Source organism: Kitasatospora sp. NPDC058170 (assembly GCF_042883905.1).
Taxonomy (GTDB): Bacteria; Actinomycetota; Actinomycetes; order Streptomycetales; family Streptomycetaceae; genus Kitasatospora.
The window spans coordinates 1-21,842 of sequence record NZ_JBHVUV010000056.1; the positions used below are offsets into that span (position 1 = coordinate 1).

Consider the following 21,842-nt stretch of genomic DNA (forward strand, 5'->3'; position numbering starts at 1 on the left):
GGACGCCACCGTGTGTGGGTGGCGCCCCGGTCGTCGCGTTCCGGCGTTCCGGCGTTCTGGCGTTAATCGGAGGCGGCGGGGCGGTGCCGTCAGTGGATGTGGATGGCGCCGCTGGCGGTGGTGACGGTCAGGGAGTGGGCGGCGTTGCGGTCGCTCGGCACGTCGACCTGCGGTGTCGTGCCGGTGCTGCGGGTGGTGACGTTGTAGCCGGCGCCCGACGGTACGGAGAGGTCCACCGCGCCGTCCTTGGCAGTGACGTTCACGCTGGCGGGAGCGGCTGCGAAGGCGGCGTCGACCGCGCCGTTCCCGGTCGTGACGTCGGCCTTGGGAGAGGCGGCGGCGGTGACGGAGATCCCGCCGTTGCGGCTCTTCAGGGTCAACGGGCCGGTGGGGTGGTCGACGGTGATGGCGCCGTCGGTGGTCTGCAGTTCCAGACTCCCGCCCATGCCGTTCGCGACGACGGCGCCGTTGCCCGCTTCGACCCGGACGCCGAGTGCGGCCGGCAGCGTGATGTGGAGCTGGAGGTCGCAGTCGCCGCCGCAGGACCCCGAGACCACCGCGGTGGTTCCCGTCGTGGTGGCCGTCACCTGGGGCTTCTGGTCGGCGTAGTTCCCGGTCGCGGAGACCCGCACCTTCGAGTCGCTTCCCGAGCTCAGCGTCACGCCGATGTTCCGGGCGTCCACCTGGAGCGTGGTGCCGGGCTGGACGTCGATCTCGTTCGTCTGGGCGAAGTCGGTCCGGTTGAGCACCTTCGCGGGATTGCAGGCCGTCACCGCCCCGAGGGCGGTGAGCGCCGCGAGCAGGAGGCCGACGGAGCGGCGGTGGAGGAGGGCTGACGTGGCGATGATGGGACTCCTTGCTGTCGGGAGGAGCGGATCGCCTCCCCGAGTTCGCTGGCAGGGACCGGTTCTGGGAAGTCCCGGTCGGCCTCCGTAACCTCTGGATTTCACGCTATTCGCTGCTCGACGGCCGCTGCCACGAGGTCAGCCCACGTAATGACGGTAGGGATAACCCACCTACGGCAGTACCACGACGGTGGCGGCGTACGAGAGCCCGGCGCCGTAGCCCAGGAGGAGCGCCAGTCCGCCCGAGCGCACCGTGCCGGCGTTCAGCAGGGCCTCCATGGCGAGGGGGATCGACGCCCCCGAGGTGTTGCCGGTGGTGACGACGTCCCGGGCGACCGCGACGTGGTCCGGCAGGCCGAGGCCCCGCGCCAGCCCGTCGATGATCCGCAGGTTGGCCTGGTGCGGGATGAAGGCGTCGAGGTCGGCGGCCCGGACGCCGGCGGCGTCCAGGGCCTGCTGCGCGACCTCGGCCATCTTGTAGACCGCCCAGCGGTAGACCTTCTGGCCGTCCTGCCGGAGCGCGGGCCACCGCTGGTGGGGGTCGCTGCGGAGCGCGTCCCAGGGGACGGTCTGGGAGATCGCGTCGGCCTGGGAGCCGTCCGCGCCCCAGACCACCGGGCCGACGCCGCACGTGGTCGAGGGCCCGAGGAGCACCGCGCCCGCGCCGTCCCCGAAGATGAAGGCGGTGGACCTGTCCTCGCGGTCCAGGAGGTCCGTCATCCGCTCGGCCCCGACCACCAGGACGTGCCCGCCGCGGCCGCGGACCAGGTCCGCGGCCAGCGCGAGGGCGTGGACGAAGCCCGCGCACCCCGCGGAGATGTCGAAGGCGGCCGCCCCGGTGGCGCCGATGCGGTGGGCGACCTCGGTCGCGACGGCGGGGGTCTGCTTCAGGTGGGTGAAGGTCGCGACAATGACGCAGTCGACGGCCGCGGGCCCGATGCCGGCGGACGCCAGGGCCTTGTCCGCCGCGATCTCCGCCATGTCGGCGAGGGACTCCTCGGGGCCGGCCCACCGTCTGGTGGCGATGCCGGAACGGGACCGGATCCACTCGTCCGAGGAGTCGATGCTCCGACAGATCTCGTCGTTGTCGACCACGCGGTGCGGCCGGTGGCCGCCGATGCCGAGCAGGGCCGGTTCGGCGTGCGGTGGCGGGGTGATCAGCTGCTTGGTCATGATGCTCCCGGGGGACGTGCGCACGCCTTCGTCAGGCCCGTGCGGTGAGGGTCTCGTACAGGAAGGCCGTGATGGCGTCGACGGTCGGGTGGTCCCACGCGAGCGTGGCCTTGATCTCGATGTCGTACTCGTCCTCGATGTCGCCGCAGAGGGTCAGCGCGAAGATCGAGTCGAGCCCGTACTCGACCAGCTTCACGTCGGACCCGATCTCGGCCACGGGCTTCTCGAGGTAGGAGGCGACCAGGCCGAGCAGGAGGTCGCGGATCTCCTCGGGCGTGACGGTCTTCAGGTCCGGTGCGGGAATTGACGTCATGATGGGACGGCTCTCCTGTGTCGGGTGTCGGGTGTGGGAGCGTTGCCGTGCGCGGGTCAGTGGAGCCGGCGGCCGATCAGGTCGAAGGCCCGGTGCTCGGCATGCCGCCTGAGGAGTTCGGTGAAGACCTGGCCGGCGGCGTGCTCGGCCTCCGGCAGCGGGTCGTACCCGAGCCGGCGGGTCAGCCGGTCCAGGGCGCAGACCAGCCAGGCCGTGTCGCGCATGAACGGGTCGGGGTGGTCCTGGTTGTGCCACCACATGCCCAGGCAGGCGGCGGCCGCCAGCACCACGGTGTAGCGCTCCGCCAGTTCGAAGCCGATCGGCCCGGCGAACGGCGTGCGGTTGCGCGGCGCGAGCGCGCGCCAGCCGTCCGTCAGGGAGCGCAGTTCGTCGAGCAGGCGCGCGCACAGCGCCCGCAGGACGGGATCGGCCCGGACCTCCCGTTCGACGGCCGGCAGGGTCGCGATGACCCGGTCGTCGGAGCCCGCGTTGGCCTCCAGCCGCTGGAAGTCCAGGTCCGGCAGCGGCCGGGCGAGCCGGTAGAGGGCCGGCTCGGGTGCGTCGGAGGTGAACCAGCTCTTGCGGGCGAGCCGGGGCAGCTGCGGGATGATCGTCGAGAGGCAGACGGTGGCCCCGGAGTGGGCGAGGGCCGCGACCGGAAGGTCCCTGAGGTTCTTCTGGAAGACGGCGTGCGGGCCCTCGCGGAGGAAGGAGCGGGCGCCGAGCACCACCGTCAGCCGGTCGGCCGCCGCCTGTTCGATCTCCGGCACCAGGTACTTCGTGGCCGCCGCGTACACGCTGGTCTGGCGGGGCAGCACGTGCAGCGCCCGGCAGGCGGTGGTCGTCAGGGCGTCGCAGATCAGCAGATCGGTGAAGACGCCGGCCAGTTCCGCCTCGACGAAGGGCAGACCGGTGACGGTCCGGTCGTAGAGCCGGCGGTTCACGGCGAAGTCGGCCACGGTGCGCAGCATCGTGTCGACCATGCCGATGCTCGCGGCGCCGGCCACCGACTTCGTGACCTGGAAGCACCGCAGGATGGTCTCCATGGCGTTGCCGTACCCGCCGACCACGGCCGAGGAGGGCAGCGGGCAGTCGACGAACTCCACCCCGCCGAGGTGGCTCGCCCGCATCCCCGAGGTGCGGAACCTCGGCAGGAAGCGCATCCGGTCGCGCGGCACGGACGCCGGGTCCACCAGGAACAGCGTGTGGCTGCGGCTGCCCTGGTCCGCGCTCGTGCGGGCCAGGACGGTGAAGGCGTGCGCCCGCGCGATGTTGCTGATGACCTCCTTGCGGCCGTTGAGCACGACGCCCTCGCCCCGCTCGGTGGCCTGCAGCCGGGTGCGGGCCAGGTCGTCGCCGTAGGCCAGCTCGGTGATCGCGCCGGCGGTCGGACCGCCCCGCAGCAGCACGTCCGCCATGAAGCCCTGCTGCTGCGCGTCGCCGGCGGCCCAGACGGTGGAGGAGGCGATGAGGTTGATCGCGCCCAGCCCCAGGCCCAGCGAGCCGTCGTGGCGGAAGACCGTGCGCAGCACCCTGGCGAGCTCGTCCACCTGGCCGAGCCGCCCGCCCAGCGCCCGGGGCACGAACTGCGCACCGATGCCGAACGACTCCAGCGCCTTCCGGCCGGCGGGCAGGAAGTCGCCGCGTTCGTCGGCGTCGAGGAACGCCCGGTGCCCGACCGGGTTGGCGGGATCGTACGGGTCCCCGAACAGCAGGTCGAGGGTGTCCGGGGTGTCGAGATCGGTGAGCGGGCCGGCGGCTTGCACCGACTGCCGCCGGGGAGGTGTGCCAGTGACGGTCATGCGCGGGTCCTCGGGAGTGGGTACGCCAGCAGGGAGGGCAGGTGTCCGGCGGAGTGCTGGGCGACCAGCGGTTCCACCAGCCGGTCGAGGACCTCGTCGGGGTCCCGGCCGCCGTCGGCGACGAGCCGCGCGGTGCGCGGGGTGCGCAGCGAACGCAGCAGCCGGGCCAGGCAGGCCTCCAGCCACAGCCCGGACTCCCAGAGCCCGTGGGTGGCCTGCTGATCGACGGCGGACCGGTTGCGCAGCCACAGGTGGAGGGCGGCCGCCGCGGCGAAGCAGCGGGCGTAGTCCTCGGCCAGGGTGAAGGAGGCCGCGGGCACCGCGACCGGTGTCGGCCGGTGGCGGCCGATCCCGGCGACCACGTCCCCGACGACGGCCTCGAGTTCGGCGGCCCGCTCGACCAGCGTCGCGGGCACGGCGTCGCCGAGGGTCCGCAGCTCGTCGACCGCGGCGGGCAGGGTCTGGAGCAGGCTGCTGCCGCGGCGGGGCACGAGTTCCAGGCGCCGCGGGTCGAGAGCCGGCAGGGCTTCACCGAGGGTGGTCGCACCGTGCAGCCCGGGCTCGTCCACGAAGCCGCGCCGGTGGGCGCGGGCGATCGCCGGGAAGTGGTTGACCAGGGTGTGCAGGTTGATCACCGTGCTGCCGTCGAAGATCCCCACGATGCCGTGGTCGCGCAGCACCTTCTGGAACCGGCCGTGCTCGAAGGTGTCCCCGAGCAGCAGGGAGCGGGTGCCGACCAGCCGCGACAGCGCGCCGAGGGCCTGTTGCACGAGCGTCGGCACCAGGTACTTGGTCGCCGCCGAGACGATCGCCAGCTCGCCCGGAAGCGCGTGCACGGCCCGCGCGGAGACCAGGGTCAGCGCCTCGGCGGTCAACAGGTCCGCGTACGACTGCGCGAGCAGCCGCCGTGACTGGGGGAGCTCGATCAGGGGCCGGCCGTGGTTGTGCCGGGTGAGCGCGTACGCCGTCGCCATCTCCAGCGCCTGGTCGGCGGCTCCCAGCGACAGCCCGGCGCAGAGGGTCCGGGTCAGCTGGAGGCTCTTGACCACGATCTCCAGGCCGTCGCCCTGCGCACCCACCAGCGCCGTCGAGGGCACCGCCGCGCCGGAGAACGCCACACCGCTGATGTCGGCGCCGCGGATCCCGTGCAGCCGCACCGCCGGGAGCGTGCGGAACTGCGCCGGGTCGAGCCTGCGCTTGTCGACCAGCAGCACGCTGAAGCCGCGCGCGCCGCCCTCCGGCGAGGTCCGGGCCAGAACGCACAGGAGGTCGCCCCTGGTGGCGTTGTTGATCAGCCACTTCTCGCCGGACAGCACGTACCCGTCGTCGCGCGGCTCGGCGAGGACGTCGCCCGCGAGCAGGTCGCTGCCGTGCTGCTGCTCCGTCAGCGCCCAGGACACGGCGGTGCCCTGCGTCACCTCGGCGCCCAGGGCCCTGGCCTGCCGGGGGTCGCCGCCGACCCACACCGAGACCGCGCCGAGGAAGGTCTTGCCGTGCGCGATGGCGGTGGTGAGGTCCCGGCGGGCGAGGGCGCGGACGAGCTGGACGAGGTCCTCGAAGTTGTCCAGCGCCCCGCCGTGGGCGGCGGGCACGTAGTGCGAGGGGAGCCCGAGCAGGTCGAGCTCCCGGCAGAGTTCGAGCGGGAACTCCTCCCGCTCGTCCAGCGTGGCGCAGCGGGCATGGGAGAAGAGCCGTCCGGTGTCCCGGGGGTCGCCCAGCAGGTGGTCGAACCGGGCGGCCGCGACGTAGGCGGGATGCCTCATGCGGCTCCACCCGCACCGATCTCCGTCGACCGGTCGCCGGTCGCGGCCCGGTAGCGGAGCCTGACCTCGGTGCTGAGGTCCTCGTGGACGGCCTTGAGCCCGTCGGTCATGAAGAGCTCGCGCATCAGCGCCCGCTGGACCTTGCCGCTGGTGGTCCGCTGGACGTGGCCGGGGCGCAGCAGGACCACGCTGGGCATCCGGACGCCGAGGGACGCCGAGAGCTCCTCCCGGATGCCGCGGGCCAGGACGGCCAGGTCCAGGTTGGCGATCGCGACGGGGCTGACCTCGTGCATGACGACGATCTCCTCCTGGCCGGCCGGCACCGAGCAGGCGCTGCCCTGGAGGCCGTGGAGGGCGGGGTGCAGACCGGAGGTCTCGCGCTCGATGTCGTGCGGGAAGAGGTTGCGCCCGTGGATGATGAGGACGTCCTTGCTGCGCCCGGTGATGTACAGCTCGCCGTCGTCGACGGCGCCGAGGTCCCCGGTCCGCAGGAAGCCAGGCTGGCCGTCGGCGGTGACGGCGTTGAAGGCCTGCTCGGTCTCCGCCGCGTTGTTCCAGTAACCCGCCGCGACGCTCTCACCGCGGACCCAGATCTCGCCGATCCGGCCGTCCGGCTGCACCACCCCGGTGGCCGGGTCCACGATGCGGACCTCCAGCCGGGTGAGGGGGCCGCTGCTCACCAGGAGCCGGCCGTCGGCCGAGTCGGACCGCCGGGTGAAGCCGAGCAGCTCCAGTTCGGCGCTGTCGACGCCGGTGACCACCGGGTGGCGGCCGCGGGGGGTGCCGGTCACCAGCAGGGTGGCCTCCGCCATGCCGTAGCTGGGCTTCACGGCGTCCGGCCGCAGGCCCGCCGGGGCGAAGCGCTCGTTGAACCGGGCCAGGGTGGCGGCCATGACCGGCTCGGCGCCGTTGACCGCGGCCGTGAGCGAGGAGAGGTCCAGCTGGGCGAGCTGCTTGTCGGTCACCCGCGTCGCGCACAGCTCGTAGGCGAAGTTGGGGGCCGCGGTGAAGGAGCCCCGGTGGTCCTGGAACAGCCGGAGCCAGGCGTGCGGGCGCCGCAGGAAGTCCCCCGGGGACATCAGGACCGCGGTTCCGCCGAGGAGCAGCGGAGTGAGGAGCATGCCGATCAGGCCCATGTCGTGGTAGAGCGGCAGCCAGCTGCAGGACACCGTGCCCTCGGTCAGTCCGAAGGCCTCGGAGATGAACCGGAGGTTGGCGGTCAGCGAGCGGTGCGGAACGACGACGCCCTTCGGGTCGCTGGTGGAGCCCGAGGTGTACTGGAGGAAGGCGACGGTGTCGTCGCCGGGTTCCGAGTCGCCCCACGGGGTGGCTCCGCCGAAGTCGACGGTGTCGGTGGCGACGCACGGCACGACCTCGGACCCGGGCTGGTGGACCGCCTCGGTCACCGACTCCAGGTGGCCGGAGTCGGTGAGCACCAGGCGTACGTCGGCGTTGGAGGCGATGGTGGTGGTGCGGGATCCGCGGCGGCCGTTGTTGTCGGGCACCGGGGCGGGCACCGCGATGATCCCGGCGTAGAGGCAGGCGACGAAGGCCCGGACGAACTCCAGCCCGCTGGGGTAGAGGAGGAGGACGCGGTCGCCCTCCGCGCAGTGGGTGCGCAGCCAGCCGGCCATGGCGCGGGCCTCGCGGTCCAGGTCGGCGTAGGTCATCCGTTCGGCGTGTGCTTCGGACCCGAGCATCCGGACAAAGACGACGGCGTCCCGATCGGGTGCCGAACGGCTGTGCCGTCGGATCAGGTCCACCAGGTTTTCGCGCATGACCGAGGTCCCTTTCTTCGTGCGTCAGTGTGCTCAGGCGTGAACGGCGGCCGCGTCGTTGCGGGGGGCGGCGGCGCCGGGCCCGGGCGACTGCGGGGTGGCGGCGTCCCAGAACCGGGCCGCGGCCACGATGGAGTCCGGGTTCCGCGCGGCGATGTCGATCGCCCGCAGGAAGTGCCCGGAGAGCCACTGCACGCTCTCGCGTTCGTAGAGGTGTGTGTCGTAGCGGAAGTCGAAGGCCAGCGCGTCGCCACCCTGGAGGACGTCGACCGCGAGGTCGAGTTGGCCCTCCTGCTGGGGCAGGTGGTACGGGCTCAGGACCAGCCCGGCGTGGTGCGTCAGGCGCTCCGGGCGGGTGGTGTCCAGGACGGGCTGGAGTGCCGCGTCGAAGTGGGCGGTGGCCAGCAGGTTGAACGTGATCTGGTACAGGGGGGAGCGTCCGGCGGCGCGCTGGGTGCCGGCGGCGCGGGCGATCAGGGAGAAGGGGTAGCGCGCCGCCTCCATCCCGTGCTTGAGCTGCTCGTCGGCGGCCAGCACGTACGCGCGGAACGTCGAACGCGGCTGGGGCCGCGCCCGGACGACCACGGTGTTCATGAAGTTGCCCACCACGTCGCGCATCCGGCTGCTCAGCCGGGTGGTCGTCGGCACGCCGACGAGGAAGTCGCGCTGTCGGGTGTGGCGGTGGAGCACGGCCTGGAACACGCCGAGCAGGGCGGCGTACCGGGTGGCGCCGGTCGCGGCGGCCAGGTCTGCGACGGCGTCGGTGAGTTCGGGCCCGGCGGTGACCCGGAGGGTCTCCCCGGTGAAGGACTGGACGGGCGGCCGGGGCCGGTCGGTGGGCAGGGCGGCCGGGGCCGAGCCGCGGTGGACGCCCTGCCAGTACCGGGCCATGCCGGTGCCGCGGGCCGATGCGAGCAGGCGGCGCTCCTTGTCGACGTGGTCGTCGTACCCGGCGGGCAGCGGCCGCGGGGCGGTGTGCGGTGCGCCGGTGATCCGCCCGTACTCCTGGAGGAGGTCGCGCAGCAGCAGCGTGTTCGACACGGCGTCGGTGGCGATGTGGTGGCCCGCGACGAGCAGGACCGCGTCCTCGGGGCCGTTGGTGAGCAGCGCGATGCGGAACGGGACGTCGGCGCGCAGTGCGAACGGCGCGGTGAGCTCGGCGCGGACGGCCGCGTGCAGTCGCTCCGCGGTGACGCCGGGGTGCTCGCGCACGGTCAGCCGGAGCGGGCTCGTGGACGACTCCAGGCGGGCCGGCAGGCCCTCGGCCAGGGTGAACCGCGAGCGGAGCATCCCGTGCCGGGGGCCGAGGGCCGCGACGGCCTGCGCCAGGGCCGCGACGTCGACGGCCGAGTTGACGCGGACGGCGAGGCCCGCGTTGTACGCGCCGCTGTCCGGCGACAGTTCCTGGAGGAACCACTGGGCTTCCTGGGCGTGGGAGAGCGGGTGGACGGTGTTCACCGGGCGCCTCCCGCCCGCAGGCCGGGCGCGTGCGGCGCCGTGCCGGCCGGCTGCCGCCTCGCGCCTGCCGCCCGGACCACCCGGGCCAGCCGCAGGTCGTCCCGGAGGTGACCGGCCATGTGGAGCAGCAGGTCGGCCTCGCAGGCCTCCAGGTAGAAGTGACCGCCGGGGAAGGCGCGGTACTCGAAGCCCGCGGTGGTCAGCTCCGACCAGGCGGCGACGGCGTCGGGCCGGCAGTCCTGGTCCTGGTCGCCGGCGTAGGCGACGATCGGGCTGCGGACCTTCGCCGACCCGGGGGAGTACGTCTCGATGAGCCGGAAGTCCGACCGCAGCATGGGCAGTGCCAGCTCCAGCAGCTCGGGGTGGTCCATGGCGTCCGCGCTCGACAGGCCGAGCCGCTTGATCTCGGCGACCAGCGTCCCGGTGTCCTCGCGGTGCAGGTTCGAGGCCGGCGCGCGGTGCGGCGCCGGGTGCCCGGAGAGGAACAGCCGTACCGGTCGGACGCCGTACCGGGCGTCGAGCCGCAGGGCCACCTCGTGGGCCACGACGGCGCCCATGCTGTGCCCGAAGAACGCCAACGGGGTACCCGTGTACGGGCGGAGGGCCTCCGTCGCCTGGTCGGCGAGCTCCGCCAGGCTCTCGGCGAACGGCTCGTCGAAGCGTCCCTGCCGGCCCGGGTAGCAGGCCGTCACGAGCTCCATCGAGGCCGGGAGGTGGCGCGCCCAGCCGTTGAAGAAGCTCGGCACCCCGCCGGCGTGCGCGAAGCACACCAGGCGCAGTTCGGGGTCGGTGGTCTTGCCGTGCTTCTGGTACCAGGTGCCGCCCGTGTGGGTCACCGTTCTCCTCCAGGACAGCCGGGAATGGGTGCGGTCAGTGCACCTCTCCACCGTCCATGGGCGTCCTATATGCGGACTATACGGATCGGTGAGGAGGGAGATTCGGCTACGGCTACGGCTTCCGCGCTGGCGGTGCCGCGGCGGGCCGGGCGGCCCGCCCGGGATCCGGCAGCGCGCGGTAGTCGACCTTGCCGCTGGTGTTCAGCGGGACGCGGCCGATCGCCACGAACGCCCGGGGGAGCATGTACTCGGGCAGCGTCGCGGCCAGGTGCGTGCGCAGCGCGGCGACATCGGGCCGGCGGCCCGGCGCGGGGACGAGGTAGGCCGTGATCCGCTTGTCCCCGGGGTTCGGTTCCCGGACGGTGACGACGGCCTCGCGCACGTCCGGGTGCTCCGTCAACCGCGCCTGGATCTCCCCGAGTTCGATCCGGTACCCGCTGATCTTCACCTGGTCGTCGATCCGGCCGACGAAGCCGAGCCCGCCCCCGGGGGTGCGCCGGACCAGGTCGCCGGTGCGGTACCTCCGGGCGCCGGGGGCCCCGTGCGGGTCGGGGACGAACCGCTCCGCGGTCAGACCGGGGCGGTTGGCGTAGCCGCGGGCCAGGCCGGCGCCGCCCAGGTGGAGTTCGCCGGTTCCGCCGTGGGGCACCGGCCGGCCGGCCCGGTCCAGGACGTACGCCTGCGTCGCGGCGAGCGGGTCTCCCAGGAGGACTTCGGACGCCCCGCCCGGCACCGGCCAGAAGGTCGACCACACCGTCGTCTCGGTCGGGCCGTAGACGTTCGTCAGGCGGTGCGTACGGCGGACCAGTTCCGCGGCCAGCGCGGTCGGGAGGGCCTCGCCGCCGACCAGGGCGCGCACCGCCGGCCGGTCGAAGCCGGAGGCCAGCAGGAGCCGCCAGCCCGAGGGCGTGGCCTGGACGTCGGTGACGCCGTGCGCGTCGACCAGCGCGATCAGCGCCGCCGGGTCCTTCGCCTCCCGGTCGGAGGCCAGGACGACCCGGCCGCCGGTCACCAGGGGCACGTACATCTCGACCGCGGAGATGTCGAAGGAGATCGAGGTGCTGGCGAGCCAGCTGCCGCCGCGGCCCGCCCCCGCGTCGTCCACCAGCGAGCAGACCAGGTTGGCCAGGGCCCGGTGACCGACCATCACCCCCTTCGGGGTGCCGGTCGACCCCGAGGTGTACATCAGGTAGGCGAGCTGCTCCGGATCGGTCGAGCGCTTCGGCGCGGTGGGCGGCCGGGCCGAGTCGGCCTCCTGCTCCTCGTCCAGGGCGAGGACGGCGCCGCGGTAGCCCGCGGGGATCCCGGCGCCGGCGCGGGACGAGCAGACCAGCACAGTCGCACCGCTGTCCGCCAGCATGTACTCCCGGCGTCCGGCGGGCAGGGCCGGGTCGAGCGGGAGGTAGGCGGCGCCGGCCTTCCAGACGCCCAGCAGGGCCGGCAGGAGGTGGCTGCCGCGCGGCAGGCACACGGCGACCGGGGCGTCGGGGGCCGCGCCCAGGGCCAGCAGCCGGTGGGCGATCCGGTTGGCGTCCAGGTCGAGTCGGCGGTACGTGCTCGCGGCGCCGCCGGTGACCGTCGCGACCGCGTCCGGTGCGGCGGCCGCCTGCGCCTCGAACAGGTCGATCACCTGCCGTCCGGCCGGTGCCGCGGGGCCCGGCCACGGGCGGGACACCGGGGTCTCGTGGACGCTCATGCCGGGCGCTCCGTCGCGGTCGTGTCGTGGTCGAGCAGTTCGCCGTCGGACATCTGGTCGATCTCGGCCCTGATCTGGTCCTCGACCGCCTGCGCCAGCGAACGGACGGTGGGGTGCTCGAACACGGTCCGCAGCGTGAGATCGATGCCGAACACGTCCTGCAGCCGCGAGGTCATCCGGATCGCGAGGATCGAGTGCCCGCCGAGCTCGAAGAAACGATCCTCCACACTGACCCGCTCCAGGCCGAGGATCTCGGACCACACCTCCGCGATCCGCTCCTCGGCCGGCGACTGCGGATCCAGGTGGTGGCCGACCGAGCGGTCCACCACGGGCAGCGCGCGGCGGTCGAGCTTCCCGTTCGGCGTCAGGGGCAGGGCGTCGATGACCGCGAAGGCCGAGGGGACCATGTAGTCGGGCAGCACGGCGGCCAGCCGGACCCGGACCGCCGCGACGTCGAGCTCCGCACCGGGAGCCGGGACGAGGTAGGCGACCAGCGACTTCTCGCCCTGCCGGTCCTCCTGGACGACCACGGTCGCACTCCGCACGCCGTCCTCGGCGGCCAGCGCGGCCTCGATCTCGCCCGGCTCGATGCGGTAGCCGCGGATCTTGACCTGGTTGTCCGCCCGGCCGAGGAAGGCGATGCTGCCGTCGGCCGGACGGCGCACCAGGTCGCCCGTCCGGTACAGCCGCGATCCCGGGGCGCCGTACGGGTTCGGGACGAACCGCTCCGCCGTGAGACCGGGCCGGTCGAGGTACCCCCGGGCCACGCCGTGGCCGCCGACGTAGAGCTCGCCGATCACCCCGGTGGGCACCGGCCGGGCCGTGTCGTCCAGCACGTGGGCCGTCATGTTCGGCAGCGGCAGCCCCAGCGGGACCGTCGAGTCCCGCACCTCGTCGACGGGGTGGACCGTGGTGCCGATCGACGCCTCGGTCGGGCCGTACTCGTTGATCAGGCGCCCGGGGCCCAGCACGTCCAGCCACGTCCGGGCGGTCCGCGCCGACAGGGCCTCCCCGGCGACCAGCACCAGGTCGGCCAGCCCGGCCATCTGCTGTGCGGTCAGCTGCTCGCTCAGCAGGTCCAGGTGCCCCGGGGTGAGCTTGACGAAGCTGTACGGGCCCGACGCGGCGAGCGCGCGGCCCAGGCCGCTCAGGTCGGTGCGGTCCGAGAGCAGGTGGACGGGGCGGCCGGTGATCAGCGGGGCGTAGAGGTTGGTGGCCGGGAGGTCGAAGGCGATGGAGGAGAACAGCGGTGCCCCGCCCTCGCCGGTGACCAGGTCCCGGGCGGCCCAGCGGAGGTGGTTGGCCAGCCCGTGGTGCGTCACCATGACGCCCTTGGGCCTTCCGGTCGACCCCGAGGTGTAGATGACGTACGCCAGGTGCTCGGGATCCACCGACCGCGCCGGGGCGGTCCCCGGCTCGCCGGCGATCCGCCCGGCCTCCCGGTCGAGGAGGACCCGGGTGCCGGCGAAGGAGTCCGTCGGACCGGTCAGTGCCGACGTGCTCACCAGGACCGCGGCCCCGCTGTCGGCCAGGACGTGCCCGATCCGGTCGGCCGGGTTGGCGGGGTCGACCGGCACGTAGGCGGCTCCCGCCTTCCACACCGCGAGCAGGGCCTGCACCAGCTCCGGCCCGCGGTCCAGGCACACGGCGACGAGGGTGTCCGGACCGGCCCCCAGCGCGCGCAGCCGGTGCGCGAGCCGGTTGGCCGCGCTGTCCAGCTCCCGGTAGCTGACGCGCCGGTCGTCCGCCACCAGGGCGACCGCGTCCGGGGTCCGCGCGGCCTGTGCCTCGATCAGGTCGACCACCGAACCGGGCTCCCACACCGTGCCGGTGGCGTTCCAGCGGTCGGCGGCCTCCGCCCGCTCCTGCGCCGGGACGACGTCCATCGTGGACAACCGGGCCCCGGGCGCGGCCACGGCCGACGTGAGCAGCTGGACGAAGTGCCGGGCGAACCGCTCGACGGTGGCGCGCTCGAACAGCGACGTCGCGTACTCGACGACACCCGTCAGGGCTCCGTCGTCCTCCCTGCGCAGGTACAGCGTCAGGTCGGTCTTCGCGACCTGGCGCGAGCTGAGCAGCAGCTCGTGGTCCGCCTCCTCGCCGGGCATGCCGCCGGAGACCTGCGCGTCGTTGAAGTTGAAGGCGACCTGGTACAGCGGCGTCCGGGACAGGTCGCGCTCCGGGCGCAGCTCCTCGACCAGGTGCTCGAACGACACGTCCTGCCGGGCGAAGGCCGCCAGGCTGGCCGTCCGGACCTGCTCCAGCGCCTCCGAGAAGGCCGTGTCCGGGTCCAGACGGCAGCGCAGCACCAGCGAGTTGATGAAGAACCCGACGACCGGCTCGGTCTCCGGCAGGTTGCGGCCCGCGACCGGGACGCCCACGCTGACGTCCCACTGGCCGCTGTACCGGGCGAGCAGGGTGGAGAACGCCGTCAGCAGCGTCACGAACGGACTGGCCTCGTGGCGCTGGCCGAGCGCGACGATCTCGCCCGCCAGCGGGGCCGGGATCCGGACGGGCACCAGGGCGCCGCGCGGATCGCGCTCGGCCGGCCGCGGCCGGTCGGCCGGCAGCTCCACCGGCTCGGCACCGCGCAACTCCTCGCTCCAGAAGTCGAGTTCCTCCCGCAGGCTCTCCTTGTCCCGGAACCGCCGCTGCCACACCGCGTAGTCCGCGTACTGGATGCCCGGGCGGGCCGGCTCGGGCTCCCGGCCCTCGTGGTACGCCGCGCAGACCGCACGGAACTCGCGCTCCAGCACGGTGGCGGACCAGCCGTCGCAGGCGATGTGGTGCACGGTGAGGAACAGCAGCTGCTCCGGGCCGGCCTCCGTCGCGAGCAGGGCGCGCCACACCCGGCCGGAGGCCAGGTCGAAGCCGGTCTCGAACTGCTCCCGGACCAGCGGGCCGAGGCTCTGCGGCGGACCGTCGACGACCCGCAGGTCGACCGGCGCCGCCGCCTCGACGATCTGCAGCGGCTCGCCGTCCCGGCTGACGTACCGGGTGCGCAGCGACTCGTGCCGCGCGCAGAGCGTGTCCAGCGCCCGGCGTACCGTCTCCGGCGCGATGTCCCGGGGCAGCCGCAGGAAGAGCGGGACGATCCACTCCGTGCTGTCCGGGTCCATGGTGGACAGGAACCACACCCGGCGCTGCCCGAACGACAGCGGCAGCGCACCGTCGCGGGCCACCGTGTCGATCACCGACCCGGCCGTTCCGGCGGCCCGGACCAGCTCGGCCTGCTGCTCCACGGTGACGGCCGTGTAGAGGTCGGCGAGGAGCACCGACTTCCCGGTGGTCAGCCGCAGTTGCTCGACCAGCTTGGTCAGCAGCAGCGAGTAGCCGCCGAGCTGGAAGAAGTCGTCCAGCGCGCCGATCCCCTCGATCTCCAGGAGCTCCGACCACGCCGAGGCGACGGCGTGCTCCTCGGGCGTCCGCGGAGCCAGGTACGGCGGGCGCTCGGAGTCCAGCAGCAGCACGGGCTCCAGCCCGAACTCCGCGTCCGCGTCCGCGTCGGCGTCGAGCCGGCCGAAGTGGTCCAACGACCCGTCGGCGCGCTCGCGGACCAGCACCCCGGTCGGCCGCGCCGGCCCGCCCGCCGGTCCCGGGCCGCGCACATGCAGCTCGCCCGGCACCCCCGGCGGCACCGGCTCGCCGAAGTCGTCCAGGACCACCACCCGCTCCGGGTCCACCGGCCGGCCCAGGGACGGCGAACCGGCCTCCCCGCCGGGTTCGAGGGTGTGGACGGTGACGGCCAGCCCGTACCCGGCCTGGCCGTAGGCGATCGTCACACCGGCGGCCGTCCGTTCGGACAGGCGCCCGCACAGGGCGGCGTCCACGCCGGGATCCAGCCCGGGCTCGCAGCACAGCAGCAGCCGCAGCGACGGCGACCAGTCGGGCAGGTCCGCCAGGTCGTGCAGGAGCCCGGGGGAGACCGAGAGGACCTCGGCCCGGTGCTCCGCGGCGGTGCGCAGCAGCAGCGCTCCGTCGGCCTGCGACCCGGCCGGTGCGAAGACCGCCGTCGCGCCGCTCAGCAGGGTGGCCAGCAGCGCCCCGTAGCAGGTGGCCTCGTCGATCCGCTCGCTGAACACCACCTGTTCGGAGGCCGACAGGCCGAGCTGCTCCGGGAGCCGCGACGCGTAGTCGGCCAGCATCGCGTAGTCGACCACCAGCCCCGCGTCGCCGGCGCCGTAGCTGATCAGCGCGGCGCCGTCGCGGTCCGGCTCCTCCACGTCGTCGTCCGGAGCGGACACGACGTCGTCCCACGCGTCGGCGTCCAGCACCACCTCGACACCGGCGTCGTCGACGATCCACTTGAACCGGTCGGCCGGCAGCTCGCACGGCAGCAGGACCAGCGCGGCCCCCGTCCTCCACACGCCCAGCAGCGACGCCGCCAGCAGCGCCCCCGACGTCGGCCGGACACCGACCGCGTGGCCGGGGCCGATCCCGCGGGCCCGGAGGAAGTGCGCCACCCGGCGGGCATCGGCCTCCAGGTCCGCGTAGCCGATGCGGAGACCGTTCTCGACCACGGCCACCGCGGCCGGGGACCGACTCGTGTGCTGCGCGACGGTTCGATGCGGAAGCGAATGCCGGGTCACTACAGCTCCTGTGATCAACAACGGGTGGATGGCGGAAGAGGGAACCGGGGAGAGTAGCCGTTCGGCTGACGTCCGACCGTGTTCCACCGCAGCGTGGCGAGTCTTTCCAGGGGCTCTATAGCAGCCCTATACGGCACCGGGCCGGCGCGAGGAGAAGGGCACCGGGCCGGGACGCGGAGAAGGGGGGGGGGGGGGGGGCGCGGGGGGCCGCCCCCCCCCCCCCCCCCCCCCCCCGCCCCCCCCCCCCCCCCCCCCCCCGCCCCCCCCCCCCCCCCCCGCCCCCCCCCCCCCCCCCCGAGGCCCCCCAAACGGCCCCGAGGTGGGGCCGGTTGGCGGCAGGGTGTTGGGGGCCGGGGGGGGGGGCGGGGTTGGGGGGGGGGGGGGGTGCACGTTGGCCCCCCCCCCCCCCCCTTCCCGGCTCCTCGCGAGCCACCCTCAGCGCACCCGGATCCCTCCGCTGTCGGTCTCCACCACGAGGCTGTGCGAGGCGTTCCGGTCGGTCGGCAGACGGACCTCCGGCGAGGACGAGGCGCTGCGCGCCTCGATGTAGTAGTCGGAGTCGTGCGGGACCCGCAGGTCCACGGCGCCGGAACGGGTACGGAGGTTCACCTTGGCCGGCGCCGCCGTGAACGCGGCGTCGACCGCGCCGTTGGAGGTGGCCACGTTCGCGTCGGAGGACGTGCTGTCGCTGATCGTCACCGCGCCGTCCTTGCTCTGCACCCGGAGCGGCCCGGAGGACTTCTTCACCTCGACGGCTCCGTGCGTCGTGCGCAGGTCCAGTGCGCCGGTGATGCCCCCCGCCACGATCGCGGCGTCCCCGGTGTCCACCTGGGACGCCAGACCGGCCGGAACCACGATCTCGAGCTGGACCGAGCAGTCGCCGGGGCAGCCGCTCGTGACCGTGAGGTGGTCTCCCGAGGCCGCCACGGACACCTCCGGAGCACTGCCGGAGTAGTCCCCGCTGGCGGTGATCCGGACCTCCTGGGTGTCGCCCTGGCTCAGGGTCACGCCGATGCCGACGGTCTTCACGGTCAGCAGCGTCCGGCCGCTCGCGTCCTGCTGCCACGACCGGTCGAAGGGGTGCTGCGCCGGAAGCAACTGGACGACGGCCCAGGCGACCAGCGCCGCGACGACGGCGAGGGCGGCGATTCCGCCGAGGACGACCCGGCGGCGGTCTGTCGATGACGTGCTGATGTCAGGCTCCCAGGAAGCGTAGGACGGCGAGGACGCGGCGGTGGTCGCCCGCCTCGGGCTGAAGACCGAACTTCGTGAAGATGCTGCGGATGTACTTCTCGACCGCCGCCGTGCCGATCACCAGATCGCTCGCGATGCCCGCGTTCGAACGGCCGCCGGCCATGGCGTTCAGCACATCGCGCTCACGGGGCGTCAGATCCGCCAGCGGATCCCGCTGCCGGCTGCGCGCCAGCAGCTGCTTGACGACCTCGGGATCGAGCACCGTCTCCCCCGCGTTGACCCGCTCCAGCGCGTCCACGAACTCGTCGGCGTCGGACACCCGGTCCTTGAGCAGGTAGCCGACACCGTTGCCGTTGTTGCTGACCAGGTCGAAGGCGTACCGCTCCTCCACGTACTGCGACAGCACGAGCACCCGCACCTCCGGCCAGTTGGCGCGCACCGCGAGCGCGGCCCGCAGCCCCTCGTCGATGAAGGTCGGCGGCATGCGGACGTCCACCACACAGACGTCCGGCCGGTGTTCGTCGACCGCACGCAGCAGCGCCTCACCGTCGGCGACGGCGGCGACCACGTCGACGCCCTGCTCGGAGAGCAGGAGGACGATCCCCTCGCGCAACAGCGCGGAGTCCTCGGCAATCACTACTCGCATGGCAGCTCCACTTCGATCACGGTCGGTCCACCTACCGGACTGCTGAGGGCGAACCGGCCGTCCACCCCGGACACCCGGCCCTCCAGGCCGGCGAGACCGCTCCCGTTCGCCAGGACGGCCCCGCCACGTCCATCGTCGCCGATCGTGACCGTGAACCGGTCGCCGCTTCGCCGGATCTCCACCCACGCCCGGCTCGCCCGGGCGTGCTTGGCCACGTTCGTGAGCGCCTCCGTCACCGTGAAGTAGGCGACGGCCTCCATCCTCGCCGACGGCCTCGGGTCCGCCCGCACCTCCAGGTGCACCGGTACCGGCGCCAGGGCGGCGACGGCGGACAACGCCGCCTCCAGGCCCCGGTCGGTGAGGACCGGCGGGTGCAGGCCCCGTGCCAGGTTGCGCAGTTCGGTGATCGCGTGCAGCGCTTCCTGCCGGGCGTCCTCGACCAGCTTCCCGGTCGCCTCGTCCCCCGACTTCTTCAGCCGGGAGTTGGCCCGGGCCAGAGTGATCGACATGGCCACCAGCCGCTGCTGCGCCCCGTCGTGGAGATCGCGCTCGATGCGTTCGCGCTCCGCCTGGGCGGAGTCGACGACCCGCGCCCGGCTCTCGGTCAGGTCCTTGACCCGCTGCGCCAGTTCCGTGCCCTGCGGACGCGCCAGGAGGGCACGGCCGAGCGCGAGGTCGAGGGAGATCAGGGCCTTGACCACCAGGGGGGAGCCGCACGCCCCGAGGAGCAGGGCCGCCACCGCGACCAGCAGGGCCGCGGGAAGGCCGTCGACGGTCAGCGGCCCGATCGCGGCCTGCCCGCCGGGCAGCAGCCGGTAGTAGAGCGGAAGCAGCGCCAGGGTCGCCGGGACGGCCCAGACCACCGCCACCGCGGTCGTGGTGACGCAGGCCACCGGCATCAGCAGCACGAAGTAGCCGATCAGCTGCCAGGTGCCGCGGTCGCGGGCGAGTTCCGCCAGTGCCCCCAACGAGCGCCAGGACCAGGACGGCTGCGGTGGTCCGGCGATCTCCAGCTCACAGGTGGCGGCGAACCGCCGGCGTTCGAGGCCCGCGAGCCGGTGGACGGCGAGCCCCGAGACGACGACGAGGGGCACACCCACCAGCCCGACGGGCACCGCGCACAGGGCGAGCGCCAGCACGGTGAGCAGTGCCAGGCCCGTCAGTGCCACGACGCCGTCCAGGGCCAGGTGCACGGTCGCCCACCAGAGGCCGGCCGAGCGCCAGGCCCGTAAGGGGTTCACGGGCAGAGCGGCACCCGGCGGCCCCACCCGGTCACCGCCTGCGACCGCGGCGCGTCCGGTGCTGTTCTCAGTCAAAGCATCGACCTGCTCTCGTGCCGTGAGAGCGCGGTGAACGGCTCACCTGCCCCACTCTGCTCCGTCGACAGGACCGTAGTTGAACGGCGATCCGGTGGGCAGAGAGGCCAGCCGACGGTTCCGGGGTAGGGATAACCAGCCATCCGGTCGGTGGGTTCACGTGGTCGTCACCGAACGGACCGTTTGGGACAGTGGACGCATGACAGAGAGGCACCGGACTGCGGACGGCAGAGCCCACCGGCCCGACAGGGCCGACGATCTGGACCAGTTCCTCGTGCACTACGGGGACACCATCGACGACCGGGTCGGCGAGATCGTCGACGAGGTCGTCCACGAGCAGCTGAACAGGCAGCGGTACTCCGGCCTGCTGCCGGTGCTGACCACCGTCCTGGCGGCGACCGTCGTGTCGCTGGCCCTCATGTGGGTGAACCCCTGGACGGCCGCGGTGGTGTGGGCCGCCGCGACGGTCATCTGTGTGTCGGCGTCACGCACGGCTCGGATGTCCCAGCGGCGCTGGTGAGATGACCGCGATCTTCGCGAGGCTCCGGTCGGCCCAGTCCCGGAACCGCTGCGGCGGAACGTACGTCCGGTCCGCCGGCCGGGGGCGGCTGTCCGGATCGGTCGCCAGCAGCCGCACCAGGTCGTGGAGGCGGTAGTGCAGCCGCTCGTCGTCGTCCACCTCGGTCACCTCGACGAGGGCCTTGTCGACCAGGACCTCCAGTAACAGCTCGGCGAGTTCCGGCGGCATCGCGAGGGCGACGGAGATCTCCAGGGAGGAGAAGGTCCCCCGGGTCACCCGGGCCAGCCGGCGCAGGAAGACCTGGCTCTCCGGAGCCAGCCGCCGAACGGACACGAGGAGGTTCCGGCGGACGTCGAGGTCTCCGAGGCAGAGCTCGGACAGACGGACACCGGGATTCCCCAGCCGTTGGGTCAGACGGGCCGCGGACGGGTGCGACCGGGCCGCCCACCGCGCGCCCGCGATGCGCAGCGCCAGCGGAAGGCCGGCGCAGTGCGTGACGATGTCCCGGGCCTCGTCGGGCGACTGGGACATCCGTTCGGCACCCGCGACCGCGGACAGCAGCGCGAGGGCATCGCCGTCCTGCATCGGGCGCAGGACCAGGGTGTTGGTCTCGGAGACGGCGGCCACCCGGGTGCGCCCGGTGATCAGGACGGTGGGCCGCGCGGTGCTCGGCAGGAGCGGCTCCAGCTGGAGGTCTCCGACGGCGTCGTCCAGGATGAGGACGATGCGCTTGTCGTACGTCGCGATCCGGTACATTCTGACCAGCTCGTCCAGGTCGTCCCGGCACTCGCCGGGGTTCTCGCCGAACGCGCGCAGGAGTGTGGAGAGCAGGTCCCTGGGATCTCTCGGCTCCCCGTCGGGGTGGCAGAGGTTGACGTAGAACTGGCCGTCAGGGAAGTATTTGCGCACCTCGTGCGTCGCGTGCAGCGCCAGGGCGGTCTTACCGACCCCGCCCATGCCGGTGATGAGGAAGCGACGTGATCCGTCGTGAGGACCGGCCGGGGGATCGGGGCGCAGGAGCTCGCACAGCCGCTTGAACTCCTGCTCCCGGCCGACGAAGTCCACCAGGTCGGGGGGAAGCGTGATCGGCCTGGCGACGTGGCCGGCCGGGTGTGCGGAAACGGGTTCGGCCTCCTCCTGGGCGTGCGCGCCGAGGGGCAGCTCTCCGTCCAGGATCGCCTGGTAGGTGTCGACCAGCATCGGGGACGGGTCGATGCCCAGCTCCTCGGACAGCACCTGGCGGCCCGCGTGGAAGACGTGCAGTGCATCGGCCTGTCGGTTGCAGCGGTACAGCGCGGTCATCAACAGGGCCCGGAGCCGCTCCCGGACCGGGAACTCGGCTACCAGGCCGGTGAGTTCTGCGATGAGCTCCTGATGGAGCCCGAGTTTCAGATCCGCCTCGATGCGCTGTTCCAGGAGGGTGGCCCAGGTCTCCTCCAGCGGCGGCACGTAGGCCTGTGCCAGTTGTGGTGTGACGTTGGCCAGGGCGTCACCGCTCCACAGCCCGAGCGCCCTGCGTAACATCTGGGCGGCCAGGGCGGGGTGGCCGTCCTGCAGGGCAGCCGTGCCGAGCCTGCCGAGGCGCTCGAAGTCGGCGATGTCGATGCGGGATCCCGGGGCCTCCAGCACGTAGCCGGGTTGGCGCCGGATGAACTCGACATCGGGGCCCAGGCGCTTCCTGAGCCTGGAGATGTAGGTGTAGATCTGCGCGCTGACGGTCCTGGGTGGATCCCAGCCCCACAGCAGTTCGGTGAGCCGCTCATCGGAGATCACCTTCCCGCGGGCCAGCAGGAGGGCCGCGAGCAGCGTGTTCTCCTTGGTCCCCGAGATCTCGATCAACTCCGTTCCGCGCCTGGCTTCCACCGGACCGAGCAGTCGAAAATCCATGTCGCCCCCCATGCGAATCTGTGTGA

15 protein-coding genes are annotated in these 21,842 nt (G+C 73.4%); 1 reads left to right on the forward strand and 14 read right to left on the reverse strand.

Annotated features, from left to right (window positions below):
* Positions 1-89: 89 nt before the first annotated feature.
* From ACFVVX_RS36350 to ACFVVX_RS36410, 13 genes are all read right to left on the reverse strand, one after another.
* Positions 90-749 (reverse strand): DUF4097 family beta strand repeat-containing protein, encoded by a 660-nt coding sequence (locus tag ACFVVX_RS36350; protein ID WP_387952238.1) that lies wholly within the window; start codon positions 747-749, stop codon positions 90-92.
* A 267-nt stretch (positions 750-1,016) separates the two neighbouring features.
* Positions 1,017-2,018: a beta-ketoacyl-ACP synthase III gene (locus tag ACFVVX_RS36355; RefSeq protein WP_387952240.1), complete on the reverse strand. Its 1,002-nt coding sequence runs from the start codon at positions 2,016-2,018 to the stop codon at positions 1,017-1,019.
* Between the two features lie 31 nt (positions 2,019-2,049).
* On the reverse strand, positions 2,050-2,331 hold the full coding sequence (locus ACFVVX_RS36360) for an acyl carrier protein (protein ID WP_387952242.1): 282 nt from the start codon (positions 2,329-2,331) through the stop codon (positions 2,050-2,052).
* Between the two features lie 56 nt (positions 2,332-2,387).
* Complete coding sequence (locus tag ACFVVX_RS36365) at positions 2,388-4,133, reverse strand: acyl-CoA dehydrogenase (protein WP_387952244.1); 1,746 nt, start codon at positions 4,131-4,133, stop codon at positions 2,388-2,390.
* Positions 4,130-5,896, reverse strand: coding sequence for an acyl-CoA dehydrogenase family protein (locus ACFVVX_RS36370; protein WP_387952245.1), 1,767 nt, complete (start codon positions 5,894-5,896; stop codon positions 4,130-4,132). Before ACFVVX_RS36370 ends, ACFVVX_RS36365 begins: the two co-directional genes overlap by 4 nt.
* Complete coding sequence (locus tag ACFVVX_RS36375) at positions 5,893-7,674, reverse strand: fatty acyl-AMP ligase (RefSeq protein WP_387952247.1); 1,782 nt, start codon at positions 7,672-7,674, stop codon at positions 5,893-5,895. Before ACFVVX_RS36375 ends, ACFVVX_RS36370 begins: the two co-directional genes overlap by 4 nt.
* Positions 7,675-7,707: 33 nt before the next feature.
* The gene (locus ACFVVX_RS36380; protein ID WP_387952248.1) at positions 7,708-9,132 is read right to left on the reverse strand and encodes a condensation domain-containing protein; all 1,425 of its coding nucleotides are present in this window, start codon (positions 9,130-9,132) and stop codon (positions 7,708-7,710) included.
* Positions 9,129-9,968: a thioesterase II family protein gene (locus tag ACFVVX_RS36385; RefSeq protein ID WP_387952250.1), complete on the reverse strand. Its 840-nt coding sequence runs from the start codon at positions 9,966-9,968 to the stop codon at positions 9,129-9,131. The genes ACFVVX_RS36380 and ACFVVX_RS36385 overlap by 4 nt, the downstream gene beginning before the upstream one ends.
* 112 nt (positions 9,969-10,080) lie before the next feature.
* Complete coding sequence (locus ACFVVX_RS36390; protein WP_387952252.1) at positions 10,081-11,664, reverse strand: amino acid adenylation domain-containing protein; 1,584 nt, start codon at positions 11,662-11,664, stop codon at positions 10,081-10,083.
* On the reverse strand, positions 11,661-16,253 hold the full coding sequence (locus tag ACFVVX_RS36395; RefSeq protein WP_387952254.1) for an amino acid adenylation domain-containing protein: 4,593 nt from the start codon (positions 16,251-16,253) through the stop codon (positions 11,661-11,663). The genes ACFVVX_RS36390 and ACFVVX_RS36395 overlap by 4 nt, the downstream gene beginning before the upstream one ends.
* Positions 16,254-16,688: 435 nt before the next feature.
* The gene (locus ACFVVX_RS36400) at positions 16,689-17,351 is read right to left on the reverse strand and encodes a DUF4097 family beta strand repeat-containing protein (RefSeq protein WP_387952255.1); all 663 of its coding nucleotides are present in this window, start codon (positions 17,349-17,351) and stop codon (positions 16,689-16,691) included.
* Between the two features lie 97 nt (positions 17,352-17,448).
* On the reverse strand, positions 17,449-18,093 hold the full coding sequence (locus ACFVVX_RS36405; protein WP_387952257.1) for a response regulator: 645 nt from the start codon (positions 18,091-18,093) through the stop codon (positions 17,449-17,451).
* Complete coding sequence (locus tag ACFVVX_RS36410) at positions 18,084-19,334, reverse strand: sensor histidine kinase (protein ID WP_387952259.1); 1,251 nt, start codon at positions 19,332-19,334, stop codon at positions 18,084-18,086. The genes ACFVVX_RS36405 and ACFVVX_RS36410 overlap by 10 nt, the downstream gene beginning before the upstream one ends.
* 274 nt (positions 19,335-19,608) lie before the next feature.
* On the opposite strand from ACFVVX_RS36410, the gene ACFVVX_RS36415 reads away from it, so the two are divergent.
* Positions 19,609-19,929 (forward strand): hypothetical protein, encoded by a 321-nt coding sequence (locus ACFVVX_RS36415; RefSeq protein WP_387952261.1) that lies wholly within the window; start codon positions 19,609-19,611, stop codon positions 19,927-19,929.
* Here the strand turns inward: ACFVVX_RS36415 and ACFVVX_RS36420 are convergent.
* Entirely contained in the window at positions 19,894-21,768 is a 1,875-nt protein-coding gene (locus ACFVVX_RS36420) for a BTAD domain-containing putative transcriptional regulator (protein WP_387952263.1), read from the reverse strand. The genes ACFVVX_RS36415 and ACFVVX_RS36420 overlap by 36 nt on opposite strands.
* Between the last annotated feature and the right edge of the window lie 74 nt (positions 21,769-21,842).

Excerpts from the sequence above, each read along its gene's own strand:
- ACFVVX_RS36390 (WP_387952252.1), bottom strand. The coding sequence starts at position 11,664 with ATGAGCGTCCACGAGACCCCGGTGTCCCGCCCGTGGCCGGGCCCCGCG.
- ACFVVX_RS36365 (WP_387952244.1), bottom strand. The coding sequence starts at position 4,133 with ATGACCGTCACTGGCACACCTCCCCGGCGGCAGTCGGTGCAAGCCGCC.
- ACFVVX_RS36415 (WP_387952261.1), top strand. The coding sequence starts at position 19,609 with ATGACAGAGAGGCACCGGACTGCGGACGGCAGAGCCCACCGGCCCGAC.
- ACFVVX_RS36360 (WP_387952242.1), bottom strand. The coding sequence starts at position 2,331 with ATGACGTCAATTCCCGCACCGGACCTGAAGACCGTCACGCCCGAGGAG.
- ACFVVX_RS36370 (WP_387952245.1), bottom strand. The coding sequence starts at position 5,896 with ATGAGGCATCCCGCCTACGTCGCGGCCGCCCGGTTCGACCACCTGCTG.
- ACFVVX_RS36355 (WP_387952240.1), bottom strand. The coding sequence starts at position 2,018 with ATGACCAAGCAGCTGATCACCCCGCCACCGCACGCCGAACCGGCCCTG.
- ACFVVX_RS36375 (WP_387952247.1), bottom strand. The coding sequence starts at position 7,674 with ATGCGCGAAAACCTGGTGGACCTGATCCGACGGCACAGCCGTTCGGCA.
- ACFVVX_RS36405 (WP_387952257.1), bottom strand. The coding sequence starts at position 18,093 with ATGCGAGTAGTGATTGCCGAGGACTCCGCGCTGTTGCGCGAGGGGATC.